The sequence below is a fragment of the Flavobacterium sp. WC2416 genome, from assembly GCF_041200095.1.
Lineage (GTDB): Bacteria > Bacteroidota > Bacteroidia > Flavobacteriales > Flavobacteriaceae > Flavobacterium.
The window spans coordinates 3,504,167-3,526,023 of sequence record NZ_CP165626.1 but is presented as its reverse complement, the minus strand read 5'-3'; the positions used below and the strand labels follow the sequence as shown (position 1 = coordinate 3,526,023).

The 21,857-nt window shown below is 32.4% G+C and carries 14 protein-coding genes; 7 read left to right on the top strand and 7 right to left on the bottom strand.

Features of this window, described 5'->3' with window-relative positions; translation table 11 throughout:
* Window positions 1-75 precede the first annotated feature (75 nt).
* Window positions 76-4,629, bottom strand: coding sequence for a LamG-like jellyroll fold domain-containing protein (locus tag AB3G39_RS14940; RefSeq protein WP_369769472.1), 4,554 nt, complete (start codon window positions 4,627-4,629; stop codon window positions 76-78).
* 1,131 nt (window positions 4,630-5,760) lie between these two features.
* Between AB3G39_RS14940 and AB3G39_RS14935 the strand changes: the two genes are divergently transcribed.
* Complete coding sequence (locus AB3G39_RS14935; protein ID WP_367773878.1) at window positions 5,761-6,435, top strand: TonB-dependent receptor plug domain-containing protein; 675 nt, start codon at window positions 5,761-5,763, stop codon at window positions 6,433-6,435.
* Between the two features lie 68 nt (window positions 6,436-6,503).
* Here the strand turns inward: AB3G39_RS14935 and AB3G39_RS14930 are convergent, their stop codons facing one another.
* Window positions 6,504-6,668 (bottom strand): SDR family oxidoreductase, encoded by a 165-nt coding sequence (locus AB3G39_RS14930; RefSeq protein WP_369753260.1) that lies wholly within the window; start codon window positions 6,666-6,668, stop codon window positions 6,504-6,506.
* Between the two features lie 658 nt (window positions 6,669-7,326).
* Between AB3G39_RS14930 and AB3G39_RS14925 the strand changes: the two genes are divergently transcribed.
* From AB3G39_RS14925 to AB3G39_RS14900, 6 genes are all read left to right on the top strand, one after another.
* Window positions 7,327-7,683 carry a winged helix-turn-helix transcriptional regulator gene (locus AB3G39_RS14925; RefSeq protein ID WP_369769471.1) on the top strand — a complete coding sequence of 119 codons (357 nt, stop codon included), beginning with the start codon at window positions 7,327-7,329 and terminating at the stop codon, window positions 7,681-7,683.
* Between the two features lie 93 nt (window positions 7,684-7,776).
* Entirely contained in the window at window positions 7,777-9,525 is a 1,749-nt protein-coding gene (locus AB3G39_RS14920; protein WP_369769470.1) for an ABC transporter ATP-binding protein, read from the top strand.
* Between the two features lie 159 nt (window positions 9,526-9,684).
* Window positions 9,685-10,263 (top strand): TetR/AcrR family transcriptional regulator, encoded by a 579-nt coding sequence (locus tag AB3G39_RS14915; protein WP_367757584.1) that lies wholly within the window; start codon window positions 9,685-9,687, stop codon window positions 10,261-10,263.
* A 201-nt stretch (window positions 10,264-10,464) separates the two neighbouring features.
* On the top strand, window positions 10,465-11,619 hold the full coding sequence (locus AB3G39_RS14910) for an efflux RND transporter periplasmic adaptor subunit (RefSeq protein WP_367773886.1): 1,155 nt from the start codon (window positions 10,465-10,467) through the stop codon (window positions 11,617-11,619).
* 25 nt (window positions 11,620-11,644) lie between these two features.
* Complete coding sequence (locus AB3G39_RS14905; RefSeq protein ID WP_367773888.1) at window positions 11,645-14,815, top strand: efflux RND transporter permease subunit; 3,171 nt, start codon at window positions 11,645-11,647, stop codon at window positions 14,813-14,815.
* A gap of 33 nt (window positions 14,816-14,848) precedes the next feature.
* Entirely contained in the window at window positions 14,849-16,252 is a 1,404-nt protein-coding gene (locus tag AB3G39_RS14900; protein WP_367773889.1) for a TolC family protein, read from the top strand.
* A 186-nt stretch (window positions 16,253-16,438) separates the two neighbouring features.
* Here the strand turns inward: AB3G39_RS14900 and AB3G39_RS14895 are convergent, their stop codons facing one another.
* The 5 genes from AB3G39_RS14895 to AB3G39_RS14875 form a co-directional block, all read right to left on the bottom strand.
* On the bottom strand, window positions 16,439-17,455 hold the full coding sequence (locus tag AB3G39_RS14895; protein WP_369769468.1) for a hypothetical protein: 1,017 nt from the start codon (window positions 17,453-17,455) through the stop codon (window positions 16,439-16,441).
* A 60-nt stretch (window positions 17,456-17,515) separates the two neighbouring features.
* Window positions 17,516-18,079 carry a DUF417 family protein gene (locus tag AB3G39_RS14890; RefSeq protein ID WP_369753266.1) on the bottom strand — a complete coding sequence of 188 codons (564 nt, stop codon included), beginning with the start codon at window positions 18,077-18,079 and terminating at the stop codon, window positions 17,516-17,518.
* A 66-nt stretch (window positions 18,080-18,145) separates the two neighbouring features.
* Window positions 18,146-19,000, bottom strand: a complete 855-nt coding sequence (locus tag AB3G39_RS14885) for a helix-turn-helix domain-containing protein (RefSeq protein WP_369753267.1) — start codon at window positions 18,998-19,000, stop codon at window positions 18,146-18,148.
* Window positions 19,001-19,757: 757 nt separating this feature from the next.
* Window positions 19,758-21,410: an ATP-binding protein gene (locus AB3G39_RS14880; RefSeq protein ID WP_369769466.1), complete on the bottom strand. Its 1,653-nt coding sequence runs from the start codon at window positions 21,408-21,410 to the stop codon at window positions 19,758-19,760.
* A 97-nt stretch (window positions 21,411-21,507) separates the two neighbouring features.
* On the bottom strand, window positions 21,508-21,738 hold the full coding sequence (locus AB3G39_RS14875; protein WP_369753270.1) for a hypothetical protein: 231 nt from the start codon (window positions 21,736-21,738) through the stop codon (window positions 21,508-21,510).
* Window positions 21,739-21,857 lie beyond the last annotated feature (119 nt).

The following is a 21,857-nucleotide window of genomic DNA, read 5'->3' as shown; positions in this document are numbered from 1 at the left end:
TTTCCTGCAGATTAAGATTTTATGAAGCAAAAAAAAACTGTCATAATAGACAGTTTTTTAATTTATTTTCAGGAATTATGGCACTATAATTTTTTTATTTATTTCTCCATCTGAAGTTTTAATTTTTACAATGTAAATACCGGAGCTTATTTTTTTAACTGGAAGTTGAATGTTTTGCCTATTTTGATTTTCTATATCCCAATTAATAATTGATTGACCAGATAAATTGTATAAAGTTACTTTTTTAATAATTGTATGATCCGAATTGTTATAAATTTCGATACTATTCCTTTTTGGAAAATGAATGATATTAATACTATCTACTTCTAGGTCTATATTGTTGTTACTATTATTAGTACTCAAAGTTTTATCAGTGAATCTTAATGAAAATCTATCGTTATACTCTCCGATTGGGATCATCACTTCAAAGTTTTTATTTTTTATATCATGGTAGGTGTTATTAGAATTGTCATAGATAAATATATTTTGATTTTTGTCAAAATTCTCTAAGCTATCAATCATGAATACCACTTTTCCTTCAGTATCTGCTTTAACACCAATGGGGTAGGAACTATTTTTATCAAATGAACTTACACCTTGAATCACTAATTGATTTTCACCACACATAAAATACATATCATTTGGATACTCGTCAAAATTAAGTCCATCATAACCATAGTCCATTTCAATCGTTGCTTTTTCATCCATAAAGCCCAATAGTGTTTGGCGATGTGCAGTATTATTAGAATCAAATCCTAAACGAATTTTTTTATAATTCTTTTTTTCTGCTTTATCACTCTCATTATTGTTCCAATATTTGTCTTTGACAGGTTTTGTTTTGAACATTAAATTGGAAGTGCTTTCGTTTTCTTTAATAAAACCTCTTTGGCTGTTCTTGTAGGTTACAGTTGTTGCCGTTGATCCAATTTTTCCATTTACAAAAAAACTTTGTCCAACAGGGATATAACGATTTGGGATACTTCTAGTTGTAGTACCTAATCCACTTATGTAGTCCACACCAACAGACGTAGGAGGAACACCCCCCGTTAAATTCCTTTCTGCGTATCCTCCTTCATAGTCTCTAAGAATATGAGTATTGTTTGTTGTGTAGTGTTCCCAAAAATATAATGTTCCATCAATAGAAGCTGAATTATCATTTATAAAAGCATCTGCATCTAAGGCTGAAGGATAGGGATTTCCAGTTAGTAATAGTTGATCTGAACTAACAGTATTTGTCGCAATAGTTCCATTATTTGGTTTTCCTATAAAAGTATAGTTTTGAGTTGTTCCAGCAGCCCCACTTCCTTTGAGAGTAAAACCTTGTCCTACACGTAACGAACCTGTTTCGCCTATTTGAACCCAATTTGCGTAAGCATTTGCATAGTTATCAAATTTATATACCCAATAACGAGCTAAACTGATTGGAGAAGTTGGGGATCCATCATATCCACCTACCCAATTAATTGCTGTTGGTGTAGCTGCATTTGTCCCATCTTTTAAAACACCTCCAACAGTATAATCGGTATTGTTAGCGGTTGTATTTATAGGGCTCACAGGCGAACTCCAGTAATTATAATTGTATTTATTTGATTGTCCTTGTTGGTCTCTTTCAAGTGATCCGCTACTGGTAACATCTAAAATACTTCCTTCGGTTTGTATTAATTGTGATTTTCCAACTAGGTCTATTTTTCCATTTAATTTCAAATATTTCGAAACCTGTATTTTTGAATCATTTTCTGCACTTATGGTATTGCTATTCACTAGTAATCCTAAAACAGTTTTGTTACCTTTAGAAGTAATATAATGTGATGTTTTAACAATATTCCAGTCTATTCTTGTAGTTCCATCTATTGCTAAACTATTTGGGACATCCCAAACATCATAATAAGTCCAAGTATCATCTTGTGACCAATCTTGATTGCTTATTCTTGAGGTATAAGGTAACGGAGCAGTATCTGGTTGTTGCGTACCAATATTTCTTAATTTCCCATTAATAGCTGATGTAGATTTACCTACTACAAATCCGTTAACTACATCATTTACAGGATTCATTGGATAATAGCCATCTAAATTAGTCCAAGTTAAACCAGGAATATCTAGTGGTACAATTGCGCCTTTTACATTTCCTCCATTATTTTGGATCTCTTGATTCATCATTTGCCGAATTTGATCAACGGTCAATTCCACTTTCCAAATACGAAGTTCATCCATCCATCCATTAAAATAGTTAAATGGAATACCACTACTTTGATCCATGGCTCCTAGAATACAATTAGCACTATTGTTTATTATAGGGTTAACACCTGCAACGGCTGTTTGCACAGGTATTCCGTCTATATATAATTTGTAATTTGAACCATTAAAAGTGACAGCAACATGATACCACCTATCTGTATTAATAGTAAAGTTTGAAGCTATTGTATTTCCATTATTCCAGTTAAAAGAGATAATGTTATTTACTAATTTTAAATCATAACCATCAGCTGTACTTGTACCAAGTCGTTTAGAAAAAATGGTTTGTTTATTTCCATTTGTTGCATTTGATTTGACCCAAGTCTCAATACTAAATGAACCTGTATTTAAGCCATAATTATTTTTAAAAGTTACATTATCGTCAATTCCATCGAAATTCAAAATGTCGCAAGCAACAAATGTTACTAAAACGTCGTCTTTTGTATTAGCACAACCAGTGGTCCATCTTAGCAAATAAGCTCCTACATTAGGACTATAAAAGGTTGAGCTGGTGCTAGTATTATTAGAAAAGATCTCACCGCCACCAGCAGGACCACTAACGATGGACCAAGAACCAGTTGTTCCTGAAGTAGCGTTCAAGTTTACTTGTTCTCCACCACAAGAAACAATTTGGTCAGGACCTGCTAATGCTGTAAAACAAGGGCTTCCTGAATTATCCAAAGTTACAGTGGTAGGAGCCGTAATAGGAACCTGACATCCTGAGGTATTGTCAAATCCTTTAAAAATGGCTTTATTAACGGCTACACCGGATACTGCTCCGGTGCCATTTATTGTACCACTAACTGAAATTACTGAGTTACAACTATTATTAACTATTATGGCACAATCTTCTGTGGCTTTTACTTTAAAAGTGATTGTTGCCAATAAAGTATTTTGGTCTGCTGGAAGTGGTAACGTACCCATGTCCCAAATTATAGAATGGCTAGTAGTATCATAATAAGGAAGATTTGGAGTTGTTACACTCGCGTCTTTTGTACTAATAATACTTCCTACAATGAAATTGATTGTGTTTGAAATTGGAATTGTAACTAAATTATTGTTTATAGCTTCAGTACCCTTGTTTTTAATATTCAAAGTATAAGATATTTCTTGTCCTGGTAAAACAGAATAGGGTTGTGGCGGAGTGGTAACAGCGTTAATTGAATTGATTGCCATAAATCCTTCTGGTTCTGGAATGTAGGTGTCTACGGACATGGCGAATCCAAATATGGTATACACTTCATACGTGGAACCAAATCTAAAGGTGGTAGAAGTTTGATTGTTTCCAATAACTGTGTTTCCAGCATTAGGAACGGTAAACATACTGAAATCTACTCCCGTATTATTTTGTAAAATGGGGTTGCTTTTGCCTGCAGCAGGGACTGGAAAAATCGACGAATTAAAAAAGTTATTAGTGGTATTACCGGCATGATTTAAGGTCAAATAATTTGTCGCGTTGTAAACATTAGGGTCCGCATTAAGTTTTAGTACAGCTAAATAATCACTTCCAGAATTTGTAGCAACATCACCTTCAGCTGCCATTACACCAAGTTTCATATTAACTGGACCAGCACCTACAGTTGTAAATCCTGAAATAGGAATTGTTCCATATTCACCACCTCCAGAGCGTTGACCATTAACATATGCATAACCATCAAAAAGTGTGACTGCTCTACTTTTCATTGCCGAATTCTCGTAAATAACAATCATTACCCAACCACCTGAGTAACCAGGATTGTTGTTTGTCCCTTCTATTAAAGCAATATCGGCTACAGTATATGCACCTGGTCCGTATGTTTTTACATAGTCTGTTATTTCTTGATAACCTATAAAAATACCACTCTGTGCCGATCCTGGGAAACGAATATCATAATCTGGAGCTTTAGGTTTTGCTGTAATAGCGGTATATGCAGCTGCACCTGGTCCTTTTATAGAAATAACTTTTTTATCATAGTTTTTTGTTACTGAGCCTTTTGTTACTGAAAATGTTTCATTATTATCGTTAGATTTTCCTGTCCAGTAGAGTCCCGCGTAAACGATTTTTGAGCAATTTTGGCTAGAGCTATTTTCTCCTGAATTCGAGAGTTCGAGGGTAGCCATAGAAGAATTTAAAGTATTGGAATCACCATCAATATCGACGTATTTCATCGAATTCCCTTCATTATTTGTTGTATTGTTATAATTTGTAAGGGTCAAATTTGTGTTGCCCAACATGGTGAAATCACCTTTTAGATTATATACAGTAGTACCAGGCGTTGCGGATGAAGTTCTTTGTGTAAAATTGACTTGAGGTGATGTCAATGATTGTGCCTTCATATCAATAGATACCGTCAATAGTAATGAAATTATTACTATTGGTAAATTTAAAATTATGTTTTTAAAGTAAAGTTTTCTCATAGTAGTTTGGGTCTTAAACACAATGAATATTTATCTTAACTTCCTAAAAAAAAAACTGAAAAAAGTAGGTAGTATTAAATAGTTTTATAGCAAGGTTAATTTAAAAAAATCTAAATCAAATATAATTTATTTGTTTTTGTTTTTACGTTTTTACGCATATTTTACCGACTAAATACATGAAAATTAATAATTAGTAAGTATTTTCTTTAAAATAAATATATACTATACCTGTGGTTTTACATAAAAAATAATTCTAAATGAATAGAATAAAGTATGTTTTAAGGAATCTATTTAGGGAATTATGATTTTTACTTTAAGTCTACTGAATTATGAATTTTCGAAATATATAATCTGTTACTTATTTTTTTTATTGGTACCTGTATTATTTTTCGCATTGATTTTTAATATTTCAATTAGTGATTAATTGACCTGTTGCGCGAAAAAAAATTACTTTTTTAAAACTAGAATCTGCTTTTACTCTAATTGGGTAAATTAAATTTGGATTATAAAAGAGTTCGAATTGAATTATTAATTAATTTTCTCCATTCATAAAGCCTAGTAAGCCTTTAAGGTGGATCGTATTATTAGAGTCAAATCCTAAACGTATTTACTAATACTTAAGTTTTTTAATTTTGTCATCTGTATTATTGTACCAAAAAAAAGTCATTTGCTGTCTTATTTTTGTACATAATATTGGAGGCAACATTACCTTCTTTAATAAAATAGCTTTGAGAGTTCTTAGATGTTATTGTTTCACCAGAAGCACTGTCATTTACAAAAAAAAACCGTGGCCAACTGGAATAAATTAATTTAGAATGTTTCTTGTAGTTGTACCTAAGCCAGTAAAATAATCAATACCAATTGAGGTAAGAGGGACTCCTCCTTTTAAATTTATTTCAGCGTATCCACCTTCATAATCTCTTAAAAGAGGAGTGCCGTTTGATGGGGAATATTACCAAAACATATAATGTTACGTCTATTGAAGTTGAGTTAACGTTTATAAATGCTTTAGTTTTCTATTTAATATTATTAAATATTTAATTATTCTTTTTTTTTAATGTTATTTTTTTAAGGAGTGTTGTTTTTATGTGTTATTTTTATATATTTAACAATATTTGTAAATTATATATTATGAAAATTTCAAGAGTAGTTTTATTTATGATGTTTTTTTTTATTGGGATTGGGTATTCCCAAAATAAACTTTCGGGCAGTGTAGTAAACAGTAATAATAAACCTGTTGCTAATGCTAAAATTTATTTAGATTCTATTTATTCGAACGTTGAAACGGATCGAAAAGGAAATTTTGAATTATCCTTTCCCCAGAATGTAGCTACAATAAATGTTTATTCTAATGAGTATGGTTTATTGTCTAATAAATTCAGTAATGAAAAAGTTATGAATTTCATGTTTCTTAATTCCCCACTACCTTCAGGAGAAAGAATTCAAAAAGGAGGAGTATTGAAAATGGTGTATTCTAAGCAAACTAATGAATATAAAGTGAATAATAATAAAGGATCTGGTCTTGAAACAGATAGGAATTCAGGTGTATATAATACGATTTATGATCTTATAAGGGGGCGTTTGCCAGGAGTATCAGTTTCGAGAGATAATAAAATAACTATTAGGGGGGTCAGTTCTCTTAGAAATATTTCGGATCCATTATTTGTTGTCGATGGTGTAATCGTATCTAGTATTGATTTTATTTCGCCAAACAATGTAAAAAAAGTTAGTGTTTTAAAAGGAGCCGAAGCTTCTATTTATGGTTCTCAAGGCTCAAGTGGCGTTATAGTAATTAAAACAAAATAAGGAAAGTTATTTCTTTTTTTAATATATAATTCCTTCTAAACTAATTGATTTAGAAGGAATTATTGTAATTACTTAAGACTGCCAGAAACGCTTATACTTTCACCAGTAATCCAAGAAGAATCATCTGAAGCTAAGAATATAGCCACTTTAGCAATTTCAGTTGGTTGACCAACACGACCAATAGGGGTGTTTGCAACTGCTTGTTTTTCAAAGTCTGATCCAATGAATCCCATGGTATGAGTTTATTCGGTTTCTATGATTTCTGGACAAATTGAATTAACACGAATCTTTTTTGGTCCTAGTTCTTTTTGGAGCGATTGAGTCTAATGTGCTTTTAGTAGTTAAATATATGAAACCCATTAGAAAAGGATTTTTACTCGCTACTGTACTCATAGTTTATAATACTTCCTCCATATCTCCAAATAATTTAACGGCTTCTTGAGTAGCTAAAAAAGGACGTAGTAAATTGATGGTGAAATTCCTCTTCGTTAATACTTTCAATTGGAGTAAATTGATAGACACCCAGATTATTTATAAAAAAAACCATGAACCGTATACTTTTTTAGTTGCTTCAAATAGATTCTTTACAACTGCTGAATTAGACAAATTAGCTTGAATGGCTACCGCTGTTCTGCCATTTTTTGCAATTTCAGCAGCAACTGCATTAGCTCCTTCTTTGCTCTTTCGGCTCCCGTTTATTTTGCAATTTCAGTTCCAATTCCTTTGGAAGCTCCTGTTATTATAATTACTTTATTAATTAGTTAAATCATTTTAAAGTATTTTAAATTATTAATTTTACTTTTGTACCGAAAATATACTATCAATAGTATATTTAAGATACTATCTAGTTAAATTGTATTTACCCTAAGGGGAGCTGCATAAAAAAAAAAAGTGAGAGATGAAAGATTTTGTAGTTCTCATTGTCCTCTAACTAGGGCAATTAGTAAGATTGGGAACAAATGGAAACCAATTATTATAAATGTTATTCAAGAAAGAACGGTTCGTTTTGGGCAGTTGGATACTATTATTCCTTTAATAACTAGGAAGGTACTAACGGAGCAATTAAAAGAATTAGAAGAAGATGGTATTTTGATACGAACTGCCTATAAAGAAATCCCACCAAGGGTAGAATACTCTTTAACAAAGCAAGGGTTAGAATTAGTGCCAATTTTAAAGACAATCACTGATTGGAATATAAAATATGAAAGTAATGGAACTGGTGAGTTAATAATACCCAATGAAAAATAATTTAGCGAAGTGAATCAGTTTATTAACATGATTATATGAAATTATTAAATAAATACGTACTAATTTTGCTTTTCCTTTTTTAGATTATATACAATGAAAATATTATATACTTATATTAAAGCGCATAAACAATTATTGTTTTTGGCTTTATTTTTAGCAGCTATCAATCAATGTTTTTCACTTTATGACTCCATAATAATTGGTAAACTGCTTAATGAATGTGGAGTAGGGGTTACTAATTTTAATCATAATTATTCTGCTTTTGTCAAAGTAGTTTTGGGTTGGTTAGGACTTTCGTTAGGTGCTGCAATGCTCTCGCGAATAGCCAAAAATTTTCAAGATTATTTCACCAACATCATTATTCAACGTACAGGTGCGCATATGTATACCGACGGTATCCAAAAGGCTCTACAGCTTCCTTTTCAAGAATTTGAAGATCAAAGTAGTGGAGAAACTTTAGGCAAACTCCAAAAAGTAAAAATAGACTGTGAAAAGTTTATTACTTTATCTATTTCGATGGTTTTTCAAAGTCTTATCGGAATTACATTTGTTGTAATATATGCAATAAATATTCATTGGCTTTTAGGACCAATTTTTCTTGCCACTGTACCAGTTATTGCAGTAGTAAGTTCTTTTTTAGGTAAAAGAATAAAAAAAATTTCTAAGGAAATACTGGGAGAAACTACTGCATTAGCAGGAGCAACAACAGAGTCTTTAAGAAATATAGAATTGGTTAAAAGTTTAGGACTGACAGAACAGGAAGTTGATCGATTAAACAGTACAACTAATAAGATTTTAGGTTTAGAATTAAAGAAAGTACGCTTTATTCGTTCACTGAGTTTTATTCAAGGTACAACCGTTCATTTTATGCGAACAGGTTTAGTTTTTGCGCTATATATCTTCATTTTTCAAGGAATTATCAAGCCAGGTGATTTAATTACGTTAATGTTTTTTTCTTTCTTTTTATTTAATCCTTTGCAAGAGTTAGGTAATGTGATTGCTACTTATAATGAAACTAAAGCTTCTATGGATAATTTTGGAGATTTGATGCGTTCAAAAAGTGAAAAGACACCACAGCATCCCCAAACTATTGGCGCTATCAATAACTTAAAGTTTTCGAATATTTCATTCAAACATATTTCAACAAGTACTTATGCTGTAAAAGATATTTCTTTTGAAGCTAAGGCAGGAGAAACGATTGCTTTTGTTGGACCATCAGGGAGTGGTAAAACTACTTTAGTAAAAATGTTGGTTGGATTGTATTCTCCCGCTGAAGGATCTATTTTTTATAATGAAAGAAATGCTAAAGATATTGATTTGACTGAATTAAGACAGCAATTAGGTTTCGTTACTCAGGATGCACAATTATTCTCAGGAACAATTAAAGATAATTTACTATTTGTTAAGCCAACTGCTACAGATGAAGAGATCTATGATGTTTTACAAAAAGCAGCTTGTCAAAACTTATTGGAGAGAGCCGAGAACGGTTTGTATACGACAATTGGTGAAGGTGGGATTAAAGTTTCAGGAGGAGAAAAACAACGATTGTCAATTGCTAGAGCATTATTGAGAAATCCAAGATTATTAATATTTGATGAAGCAACATCTGCACTAGATTCAATTACTGAAGAGGAAATTACTAAAACAATAAGAAGCATATCATCCAAACAAGATCAAATTACCGTTTTGATAGCACACCGTTTATCAACTATAATGCATGCCGATAAAATATTTGTATTAGAACAAGGGCAAATTATAGAACAAGGAAAGCATCAAGATTTATTAGATGAAAAGGGATTGTATTACGCTATGTGGAGACAACAAATTGGTGAAAGAAAGTAAGATTTTTCTATAATTAATAATTTATCACGAAATAATTTTAATTTTAACTTACTGAAATAGTGGTAGTTATTTATATTTTAATAATAATTTAAAAATATATAAATATTCTGAAACGTGTGTTCCAGAATATTTATATATTTGCATCATATTTAATGTCTTATGGCTCGCAATGTTGAATTTAACGAAATGGAAAGCATAGAGAAAGCTATGAATGTCTTTTGGGAAAAAGGATATCATGGTACTACTATGCAGGATTTAGTTGATGCAATGCAAATCAATAGGAGTAGTTTATATAATACCATTGGAGATAAACATTGTTTATTTATAAAGTGTGTTACTAGCTATACCGAAAATGCGATTCAAGAATCGAAAATTAAAGTTGCTCAGGAAAAATCTCCATTGCAAGCGCTTAAAAATATTATTTATGATAAAGCTGCTTGGGTTGTAGATTGTGAAAAAGGGTGTTTAGGAGTAAAGACTATTTTTGAAATTGCTCCTGAAGATGCAGAAGTAAGAAAAATATTGAGTAGGAATAATGATATTTATATTGACTTTTTAACAGAAGTTATCCAAAAAGCAATAGATGAGGGAGAATTAGAAACCACTGAAGATGCTTCATTAATTGCAGAATATATTTTGACCACTTTTACAGGCTGGAAACAAGCATACATTTTACATCGAGATCCTATAAAGATCAAAAAGATGTCAGAATACCTTATTAAACACATTACAAATTAGCATTTTTTTTGCTTATATTCTGGAACGTTTGTTCCAATAAGTACTATCTGAAATAATTACTATTTCATTTAAAATCAGAATAATATCTGGAACGATTGTTCCAGAATTGTATAATTAATTACTAACCTTAAATCCTCTAAAAACACGTCTAATTCTGGAACGAACGTTTCAGAATAAGTAATGAAAATCAATTATAATTTAATGAAAATCAAATCCAATCCAAACATGAAAACAATTATTACTCTAAGCATAGTGGCTTTAATATTAACAGGTTGTGGTAATAAAAATGAAAGTGCACCAGTAAATGTACTAGCAACATTGCCCGTTTTAAACATTGCCTATGAATCGGCAACAACTGACACAGAATTCCCAGTAGCCATTCAAGGGAAAACTGATGTTGAAATCAGATCTCAAGTTAACGGAACTTTAGATAAAATCTATGTTGATGAAGGGGCCTATGTTTCTCAAGGACAGCCTTTGTTTAAAATCAATGACAACTCATACCGTCAGCAATTTAATAGTGCATCGGCAAGTTTAAATGCTGCTAAAGCTACTGTTATCAATGCACAAATTGAAGTAGAAAAATTGAAACCGCTTGTGTTAAATAAGGTGGTTTCGGACTATCAATTAAAAATTGCGAAAGCAAATTTAGAAATTGCTAAAGCGACTGTTGCTCAAACACAAGCTGTTGTGGCCAATGCACAAATTAATCTAGGGTACACTATAATTAAAGCGCCTGTGAGCGGCTACATTGCTAGGATACCAAGAAAACAAGGAAGTCTAATTAGTACGGCTGATCCTGAAGCTTTGACGAAATTATCGGATACTAGAGATATTTACGCATACTTTTCTCTAGGTGAAAATGATTTTATCAATTTTAAAACTCAATATGAAGGTAAAACCATAAATGACAAATTAAAGAATTTGCCACCGGTATCTTTAATTTTATCAGATAATTCCATTTATTCTCAAACTGGAAAAATCGATATGGTCGATGGTCAATTTGACAAAACTACAGGTGCAATTACACTAAGAGCAAAGTTTTCTAATCCAAACGGATTGTTGCGTTCTGGAAATACTGGGAAAATAAAAATTAGTATGCAGCACGAGAACTCGATCGTAATTCCGCAAGCAGCTACAATAGAAATTCAAGATAAATTATTTGTTTTTCTTGTTGATAAAAAGAATAGTGTTGCGAGACAGCCTATACTTATTTCAGGAAAAAGCGGTACTAATTATTTAATAAAAGAAGGGCTTAAAACGGGTGATCGAATTGTATTAAAAGGCTTTGAAAGTTTGCCTGATGGTGCTACAATTATCCCTGAAAATTCCCAAAAAGTAGTAGCTAAAAATTAATTCAACTATTTAATAAATATAAAATATGTTACAAAAATTTATTGACAGGCCAGTACTGTCAACGGTAATAGCTATTCTTATAGTTATCCTAGGAGTTATAGGATTAAGGGCGCTCCCTTTACAACAATTTCCAGATATTGCTCCTCCAGCTGTACAAGTTGTGGCACTTTATCCTGGGGCCAATGCGGAAACAGTTTTACGTTCCGTTGCGCCATCTCTTGAAGAAGCTATCAATGGTGTAGAAAACATGAGTTACATGAGTTCTACTGCGAGTAATGACGGTTCATTAGTAATTACTGTTAATTTTGAGTTAGGAACTAATCCTGATCAAGCAGCGGTAAATGTTCAAAATCGAGTTTCTCAAGCTACGAGTCAATTGCCTCCAGAAGTAGTTCAAGCTGGAATATCAACAACCAAAAAGCAAAATAGTCTTTTGATGGTGGTTGATTTATACACCGAAAATGAAGCGCAATACGACCAAACTTTTTTAGCTAATTATTCTCAAATAAATATAATTCCTGATTTAAAAAGGATTCCTGGAGTAGGGCAGGCAGTGATTTTTGGAGGAAGTAAAGATTACTCTATGCGCGTATGGTTAAGCCCATCAAAAATGGCTAGTTATAATCTAACTCCACAAGAAGTTATGGGAGCTATTCAAGACAAAAACCTTGAGGCTGCACCAGGTAGATTTGGGGAAAGTAGCAAGGAATCATTTGAATATGTAATTAAATACAAAGGAAAATTAAATAAACCGGAACAATATGAAAATATTGTAATTCATTCGAATGCAGATGGCTCTGTATTGCGTTTAAAAGATGTTGCCCGAATTGAGTTTGGTTCCTACACTTATGGAAGTAGTACGCGTATTGATGGAAAATCAGGACTTAATATTGCAATTTATCAATTGCCAGGTTCGAACTCCAGTGATGTTCAAATTGCGATTAAAGCAATGATGGAAAAAGCATCCAAAGATTTTCCAAAAGATGTAAAACACTTAATTCTGTATAATACTAAAGACTCATTAGATTTATCAATAGAACAAGTAAAACACACTTTAATAGAAGCTTTTATTTTGGTTTTCATAGTAGTGTTTTTATTCCTTCAGGATTTTAGAGCTACTTTAATTCCAGCAATTGCGGTTCCAGTTTCTATCTTGGGTACCTTCTTTTTTATGCAGGTATTTGGATTCTCGGTCAATTTGTTAACGCTATTTGCGCTAGTTCTTGCTATTGGTATTGTTGTAGATGATGCCATTGTAGTTGTTGAGGCGGTTCATGAGAAAATGCACAGTAAAAAATTATCTGCAAAAGCTGCTACAACTTCTGCAATGAGTGAAATTACGGGAGCGATTATTTCGATAACCTTAGTAATGTCGGCGGTATTTCTTCCTGTAGGTTTTATGGAAGGTTCAACAGGTGTTTTTTACAGACAATTTGCTTTTACATTAGCTATTGCCATTGTGATTTCGGCAGTGAATGCTTTAACACTTAGCCCAGCTTTGGCAGCTTTATTTTTGAAAGACATTCAACACGATGTAGATGGAGAAGAGGTGAAACCTAAAAATTTCAAGGAAAAATTCTTCATTGGGTTTAACCAAGGATTTGATAAACTGACAAATAAATATGTAAAGAGTCTTCGCTTTTTAATTAAGTTTAAATGGGTGAGCCTTGGTGGATTGGCAGTTGTAATTTTGGCGACTGTTTACATGGTGAAAACAACATCGACAGGTTTCATTCCATCAGAAGATCAGGGTTTTATAGCTATATCAATGTCGATGCCAGCGGGAACATCTTTAGAGAGAACCAAAACGGTTATGCTAGATGTAGAAAAAACACTGGGAGATATGCAGTCTAAAAAGACATTAAACATTCTTTCAGGGTTTAACTTACTTACACAATCAAGCAGTCCATCAGCAGGAGTAATATTCATTTTATTGAAACCAGCAGCAGAGCGTGGTGATATTACGGATATTAATGCTATCATGGGCGATGTTAGACAAAAGCTAGCTGGAATAAAGGGAGCAGGTTTCTTTGTGTTTACTTTCCCGACAGTTCCAGGCTTTAGTAATGTTGATGCTTTAGATATTGTTTTAAAAGACAAAACAGGACAAAGCATAAGTAAATTTAGTGGTGTCAGTACTACTTTTATTGGTGAATTAATGCAACGTCCAGAAATTGCATTTGCTTTTACAAGTTTTAAAGCAGATTATCCTCAACTTGAAATGGAAGTAGATGATGTAAAAGCAGAACAACTAGGGGTGAATGTTAGAGATATTCTGCAAACCATGCAAGCCTACTTTGGTAGTGCACAAGCTTCTGATTTTAATAGATTTGGGAAATATTATAGAGTTGTAGTTCAAGCTGATGTGGATTCAAGAAACAATGTAGAATCTATGAATGGAATATTTGTAAAAAATAGACAAGGCGAGATGGTTCCAGTTTCTACTTTGGTAAAATTGAAACCCGTTAATGGACCAGAAACAGCTTCTCGTTATAACCTTTTTAATTCCATAAGTGTTAATGCCATTGCTGCTCCAGGATTTAGTACAGGTGCAGCCATAAAAGCTGTACAAGAAGTAGCCGAAACAAAATTACCTAAAGGATACAGCATTGAATTTTCAGGGCTTACCAAAGAGGAAATTACATCTTCAGGACAATCGGCTGTTATATTTGGATTAAGTCTATTATTTGTGTTCTTTTTACTAGCAGCACAGTACGAAAGTTATATTCTTCCTGCAGCCGTTATTTTATCAATACCAACAGGAATTTTTGGAGTATTCCTTGCCATTGGTTTAACTGGAATTGAAAACAACATTTATGTTCAAGTTGCCTTAATCATGCTTATCGGATTATTGGCTAAAAATGCCATTCTTATTGTTGAATATGCGATTCAAAGGAGACGGGCTGGGAAATCGCTTTTGGCCTCTGCATTAGAAGCAGCCAAATTGCGTTTACGCCCAATTATCATGACTTCATTTGCTTTTGTAGTTGGACTTATTCCAATGATGCGCGCAACAGGACCATCAGCATTAGGAAACCATTCGATTAGTATTGGTGCAGCTGGAGGAATGATATCTGGAGTTCTTTTGGGAATATTTATTATTCCGGTATTGTTTATTGTTTTCCAGCATTTGCAAGAGAAAGTTACTGGTAAACCCTTGGCAGTTATAAACAACGAAAGCCATTCAAAAAAATAATCTGTATCAATAGCAATCTTTAAAAATCATCTTATGATAAAAAATATAAAAAGGAGTGTTGTAATAGGATCTCTTTTTACAGCCTTCACATCATTTTCTCAGGAAACTCCAAAAATTGGAGTTCCTGAAAATTTCAGAAATTCCACTTCGATAGATACCACAAATACGGCTGATATTAAATGGAAAGATTTTTTTGCAGAATCCGATTTAGTAAAGTTAATTGATGATGCATTATTGAAAAACAATGACTTGCAAATTGCAGATAAAAATATGGCTATTGCCAATTTACAATTCAAGCAAACTAAATGGGGAAATATTCCTGAGCTCAATGCTTTTGCAACAGCTTCTTCGAACAGATTATCAGATAATAGCTTAAATGGAATAAGTACAAATCAATTTCTGGGTAAAAAACATTTAGAAGACTATTCGGCAGGACTAAGTTTGTCATGGGAAGCAGATATTTGGGGTAAAATAAAAAACCAGAAAAAAAGTGCATTAGCTGCTTATATGCAAACAACAGAAGCCAAAAAAGCATTGCAAACAGCAATAGTTGCAAGTGTGTCAAAAGGGTTTTATGATTTGTTGATGCTAGATGCACAATTAGAAATTGCTAAGAAAACACTTGTATTGAATGACAGTACTCTTTTTATTGTAAATCTTCAATATGAAGCCGGACAGGTAAATTTATTTGCAAAACAACAAACAGAAGCACAACAACTTGTTGCAGCCCAATTGATTCCACAATTAGAGCAAAATATTCAAATTCAAGAGAATGCATTAAGTGTATTATCAGGGACTTTTCCAGAGGCTAAAGATAGACAGAGCAAGCTGGAAACTATAGTGATAAAAGACAATCTTTCTGCTGGAATTCCATCTCAGTTATTGAGTAAACGACCAGATGTAAAAAGTGCTGAAATGGGGGTAAAAATGGCCAATGCAAGAGTTGGTGTAACGAAGGCCAGTTTGTATCCTTCTTTGAATATTACGGCTAGAACTGGTGTAAATTCATTCGAAATAAACAATTGGTTTAATATTCCAGCTTCATTATTTGGTTCTATTGCGGGCGGATTGACAGCACCACTACTAAACAGCAAAAAATTAAGAACACAATATGAAATAGCTAAAGTAGAAAGAGAGCAATCAATATTACAGTTCAAACAAACTGTTTTAGTAGCTGTAGGTGAAGTTTCAAATGCATTGACTAAAATTGAAAAACAAGCAGCGCAATTTGAGATTGCAAAACTAAGAACAACAACACTTCAAAAAGCAATTATAAATGCAAACATGCTTTTTAAAAATGGTATGGTAACTTACCTGGAAGTAGTTATTGCGCAAGGCAATCTTTTGCAAGCAGAGCTAGAATTGGCTTCGATAAAAAAAGAGCAATTATCATCTAATGTTGAGTTATACCGTGCTTTAGGTGGCGGTTGGCGATAACAGTTAATTTGTATTTATACAGAAAAACTCGGAAGTGATTCCGAGTTTTTTTTATATAAATAATTAAGACATTATATTTTCTTGCAGTGTAAATCCGATTAGTTTTAAAAAATAAGGGACAACGTTACGTTCATAAACATCCAACCTATAATACACTCTGTTTTAAAATAGTAGTATTAAACAGACTTAACATCTCTCTTTTCGCTTTGGGCGTTCCATTCTGAATCTGATAAATTTAGGTATAAAACATACTAGAAGATGCTCACGTTTCCAACGGTAACATTTTAAGAAAAAGAACATGGCTACAAACAGAAATATACCTGACCCAACGGCAACCTGAAAGGGATAAGACAGTACATTTTTTTGTGGAATAATCATTGGAACAAGAGCAATGGCACAAGCTGGCGCAAATGGTTTACCCACAATTTCAAAAAGAAGAAACAGGCATAAAAATAGCAATAAAACCGTATATATTTGTGGGAATCCCAATATTGTATGCAAATAGTGCTGAAAGAGTGTTCCTAGTATAGCAGAAATTATGATTACTAAATAAACCTGTAGCGGGCGATTGCGAAAGCCTGATGATGATGAACTGAATTCTATAAACATGACCATCAATGGTGGAACTATAAAATATATTTTCCCAAAATATACCGGAATTACAGCTATGAGTACTACCCAAAACAGTAATCTCATCCAATGCTTCGGACTGTGTTTGTAATGATCTTTTTTTCTATCGAAAGTAATAACCTCGCGCAATACATTTTTCTCCATAAGACATTGTCCGGAAACGACCAAAAGACTCATGATGAAAACAGAAACAGGATAAACTAACGAGTTAGTTCCTAATAAAACTGGCAACATTGCAGATGACGTTATTGGAATTAAGGTGGTGCGCGTCAAAATAAGGCAAAGGGATGTAAATGTAAATGAAATTGCAATATTTATTAAAAGAGGGAATGGGGAATAAAGGACAAGCAGAATTCCGAAAAAGGCGCAGACTGTCATCAATGCTACCAGTATCGGTCTACTAACCGTCCATATTTTTTTATCAATAACCCATAAACCAAGCACCAATGCGGCCATTTCAGGAAACAGAATTTCTTTTTGGTCGAGCCATTCTGAAGCGCCAACCATAACAGCAATCATGATAAGGGCAAAAAAATATCGGATTAATTTGAGTTTATTCACTTTTTCAACCATTATATTTTTAAACTTTACAAGAATGACTTTCTTTGATATTTATTTTTAAGAATACTTTAATTAATCCTTCAAAAGTTTTTTAGCACAATCAGAAGCTACAATTAAACCTCCTGCCATCATAATAATGTCTTTTATAACCAATCGGCCCGCAGCTGAAAGATAAGGAAAGCCATATTGAGGTGTTGGCATATCGCCACCTAAGTTAGGCACCCAGGTTTCTGGAGTAGTAATTAAGAAAGAAAGCGTAACTAATGCCATACCGGCAGTGAGTAATCCACCAATAAGCCCTAAGTGATTATTGAAAATACCAAATAAAGTTAGCGAACCAATAATAACAATTATGCCGCCCAACATATATGAAAAGCTATAGGTTCCATTTTGAGTGTTCCATTTAATATTCTTTTCAACAATTTCTCCCTCTTTATTTTTGTGGTCTTTATATTCATTTGGATTACTGTAAAAGAAACTCATCAAAGGGCTATTGGCAACAAAAGGCACAATTCCATCTGCTTCATATTGAAAAGCTTTAAGTCCTCCAATCCATACCATTACTATAAAAATAGCTATTCTCATTAAATTAAAAAATTGACTTTGTAATTTTGCTAAGGTTATTAACATGTTCATATATTTACTATTTATTAGGCAAAGTTAATAAGATTTTGTTGTGGTCACAATGGACAGATGTGGATATTACCTAGACAAATCTGCCACGATGGATATCCCAACATTCTCTCGAAATGCAGTAGGGGTAATTCCAGTATGTTTTTTAAAATAACGACTAAAGTAATTTTCATCGTCAAAGTTTAATTCAGCAGCAATTTCTTTCATGCTTTTGTAACTAAGGTGAATCCATTTTTTAGATTCAAGTATAACCCTTTGGTGAATTAATGTAGAGGGTGTTTTCAAGAAATGCTGTTTACAGATTTTTGAAAATGTATTAGGCGAAATGCCCATTTGATCAGCATAAAAAGAAGGTTGCCTTTCTTTATGAAAATTATTTTCAAGTAGCACTTTAAAATTCATTAAAGGATGAAAAGTGTTTTTTTCTTCAGAAATGACTACTTTTTTCGATTTAATTTTACTAGATAAAGCTAGAATCAATTGTAAATAAGCTCGTACTACCGCAATAGAATAACTGTTAATGATTTCTAGTTCAATAATTAGTTTTTCTAGAATATAATCCATCTCAATATAATCTTCTAATTCAAGATTTATATAGGCTTGTTGATATATGTTGTTAAATAAAAGACCGTTACAAGCCACTTCTTTTTTGTGATATTCTATGCAATAAAAATCACCATAAAATTGGAGTCTTCTGGTTTTAATTGGATGTTCCGTATTAAAAAGAATAATTTGATATGGAGTTGTAAACAATACAATTTTACCTTCAAAAGAATATTCTACTAAATCGACACTTATTTTGCCTGTACCTTCAAAAAGATAAATAGAATACAAAGGAGAACCCCCACACTGATTGATATAATCTGTATTGCATTCTTGGACTGTACAGCCTTTTTGATTGATTTGTGTATCTTTTAACTCCATCTTTTATTTTGAGAACAATGCTCAAAGTTAAAATATTATTATTTGTTTATGGCTCATGCAGTAAGGTTGTTTTTCTGAATAAGTACGTAACAAAGCACTGGATATGTAAATATACACATTCAGTTAAGCTGCATTCTCATAATTAATTTGGATTGTTAAATTCTTTAATGTTTTTTTTTGCAATTCAAAGCAGAATGTCTTCTTTTCTGTTTTAACAAATTTCAAAAATATAAGCCAAATAAAAGTGGCACAGGATGAAATACTAAAATCAAAGCAATCAATTGAAGAGCTGGATTTGCCATTAGTAAATTGGTATAATTTGTTTTGATATAAACGAATTCTAGCATTATAATCTAAAAACGACAAGTTATTTCAGGGCAAGACAGAATAAAAAACATACTATTCTTTTGTGATTTGGAAAGTTTACACCTTGTCTTTATATCGATATTTCTAGCTTATGTATTTGGTAATGATTAGATTGATTTTATAGGTAAATCGTGCACGTTCTGTAAAAGTACTAAAAGTTTAGGCATAAAAAAACGGATTAGTTGGCACTAATCCGTGATTTACATGACTTTAAGTTTGTAGCGAGGACGAGATTTGAACTCGTGACCTCAGGGTTATGAATTCGGTCAAAAATTCCAAAAATCCCCTGAAATATATACTCTTATTGTGCTTAAAATTATAGAAATCGTGTACGGATTCGTGCACGTTAATAATTAATATTTTAAGCTAAATTAATGAAAATTAATTAATATTAAAACCCTATTTTCATTTTACTAATTTTATTGCTCCATTTTTCATTTTCGCAAAAAAAAAGGACTTTTTCGAAGTTGGGTTTTGTACCAAAAACAATTTCTTCCATAATAGATTTTCGGGCAATATTTTCCATTGCCCCGCCAGAACAGGAAAATTGAGAAGCTAGTTTTAAAGCTTCCTCTTCAGAAAGAAAAGGTAATTTGTTTTTCCATATTTTGGTAGCGTTTTCTATGGTTGGGTTTTCATATTTTACTTTGAATAGAAAACGACGTTCGAATGCTGGATCTAAATTGGCTACCAAGTTGGATGTAGCAAATAGAATTCCGTCGAAATTTTCTAGTTCTTCCAGTAATACATTTTGTATGGCGTTTTCTGTGTCGGCAACTGAAGATGAACCAGCACTTTTTCTCTTACCTATAATCGCATCGGCTTCGTTAAATAAAAGAATAGGGCATACTTTTAATGTCTTTTTGAAATTATAGTAATCGGTGAAAATTTTTTTAACTAACTTCTGACTTTCGCCAAACCACATGGATTTTGTTTCTGAAATTTCTACTTTGAAAACAGGACGATTGTGCTTCTTTGCTAATTGATAAACAGTTTCGGTCTTTCCAGTTCCTGGAGCTCCGTACAGAAGCGCAGTGATACCCGTACTCATGTTTTTTGATTTTAATCTACTTTGTAATTTCACATATGAAGTGTTTGAAAGACTTTTTGTAATAGGGTCTAATTGGAGTTTTTCTCCGCTATTATAAAACAAGTTTTTCTTCTGGATTTGCTTAGCATAAATTAATCGTTCGTCTTTCTTTTCTGCAGCCGTTAATGAAATCCCTTCTAATTCTTTCAACATAGAAATGGCTTTTTGAGTCAATTGAATGCGGTGTCTGTTGGAAAATGTAGTAGTGTCTTTTTCTATTAATTCGTGTAGATTTAATGCTGTCTTGTCATCTAGGAAATCATTAATGTATTTGAATGAATCTCTTTTTCGGTCATAAAAATCTTCAACTGTGGTCTGTAATACCGTGTTGAAATTATTCTCTCCTAAGTTCATAGCGTCTAGAATTGTATCAAAAAAAACAAACGAATCTACTAATTCAAGATTTTTGATTGCGAAAGCGATCAATTTGAATTGCTTATTGGCTTGTAATAGATCACCGAACTTTTGGACGAAATAAAAGTAATTGATTTTGTCGTCATCTTTCAGGTTACTTAAAATATCCAAATCTGATAAAAATTCACAAAAAGTATTTTCTTTTACTTTAATTGCTAATAGTCCTTTTGGAATTGATTTTTGGGTTGATATATAATCATAAATATGTTGGGACAGTTTATAATTATTTTCTGAGCGGCGATTTTCTGTTTTAACTACTATAGATTTGGCAATTAGTAAATTGAAATTTTCTATATATTTTAGAAAGCTATGTTTTTCTAAACCAAAGTGTTTAATGATTTCTGGCAGTTCTACCGTATCAAAACAGGATTGTATAAAACAACTTGCTAGCAGTACAGCTTCTATGCTATTGATTTCAAAATAATTACTAATTAGCTTTATTTCAACTGAAATACTGTCGAATGCTGACAGTTTTAGTTGTGAGTTTTTAGAGGTTTTGTGAATAGTTTCTAATGATAAAATAAGGTGGTTTTCTTCCATGATTTCTTAGTGTTTTGATTATTACAGACCAAAAATAAACCGCCACAATGCCATATGGTGACGGTTTAAGTTTTGCCAACTATTTTAAAATTTTGTTTTAACCTCTTTTAATCCAGCTTCTACCTTCATTGGTCGAATAATAGAGGCCTTTAGAAGTCATTCCTAAGATTTCCCTGCCGCTATCGGTTAAATCGGTAAAATCGCCGCAGCTGCTAGAATTATACCGTGAAATCCAACTTCTTCCTTGGTTGGTTGAATATTCAATTTTTGTTTTGATTGTTGGATTAATTCTAATCATTTCTTTTCCTTTTAAAATCATTTGAGACATAATATTTTATTTTTTGTTTTGCTTACTCTAATTGGTTTTCTGCTTCCCCTACATGCGAAATTAGGTACGGAGAAGGTCAAAGGGCGACAGAGTAATTTATTTATAACTAAAAAACGACA

Bases quoted from the DNA above. Each gene is read 5' to 3' on its own strand.
- AB3G39_RS14880 (WP_369769466.1), bottom strand. From the start codon at position 21,410: ATGGAAGAAAACCACCTTATTTTATCATTAGAAACTATTCACAAAACC.
- AB3G39_RS14935 (WP_367773878.1), top strand. From the start codon at position 5,761: ATGAAAATTTCAAGAGTAGTTTTATTTATGATGTTTTTTTTTATTGGG.
- AB3G39_RS14890 (WP_369753266.1), bottom strand. From the start codon at position 18,079: ATGAACATGTTAATAACCTTAGCAAAATTACAAAGTCAATTTTTTAAT.
- AB3G39_RS14915 (WP_367757584.1), top strand. From the start codon at position 9,685: ATGGCTCGCAATGTTGAATTTAACGAAATGGAAAGCATAGAGAAAGCT.
- AB3G39_RS14910 (WP_367773886.1), top strand. From the start codon at position 10,465: ATGAAAATCAAATCCAATCCAAACATGAAAACAATTATTACTCTAAGC.
- AB3G39_RS14940 (WP_369769472.1), bottom strand. From the start codon at position 4,629: ATGAGAAAACTTTACTTTAAAAACATAATTTTAAATTTACCAATAGTA.
- AB3G39_RS14905 (WP_367773888.1), top strand. From the start codon at position 11,645: ATGTTACAAAAATTTATTGACAGGCCAGTACTGTCAACGGTAATAGCT.
- AB3G39_RS14875 (WP_369753270.1), bottom strand. From the start codon at position 21,738: ATGTCTCAAATGATTTTAAAAGGAAAAGAAATGATTAGAATTAATCCA.
- AB3G39_RS14885 (WP_369753267.1), bottom strand. From the start codon at position 19,000: ATGGAGTTAAAAGATACACAAATCAATCAAAAAGGCTGTACAGTCCAA.
- AB3G39_RS14900 (WP_367773889.1), top strand. From the start codon at position 14,849: ATGATAAAAAATATAAAAAGGAGTGTTGTAATAGGATCTCTTTTTACA.
- AB3G39_RS14930 (WP_369753260.1), bottom strand. From the start codon at position 6,668: ATGGGATTCATTGGATCAGACTTTGAAAAACAAGCAGTTGCAAACACC.
- AB3G39_RS14920 (WP_369769470.1), top strand. From the start codon at position 7,777: ATGAAAATATTATATACTTATATTAAAGCGCATAAACAATTATTGTTT.
- AB3G39_RS14895 (WP_369769468.1), bottom strand. From the start codon at position 17,455: ATGGTTGAAAAAGTGAATAAACTCAAATTAATCCGATATTTTTTTGCC.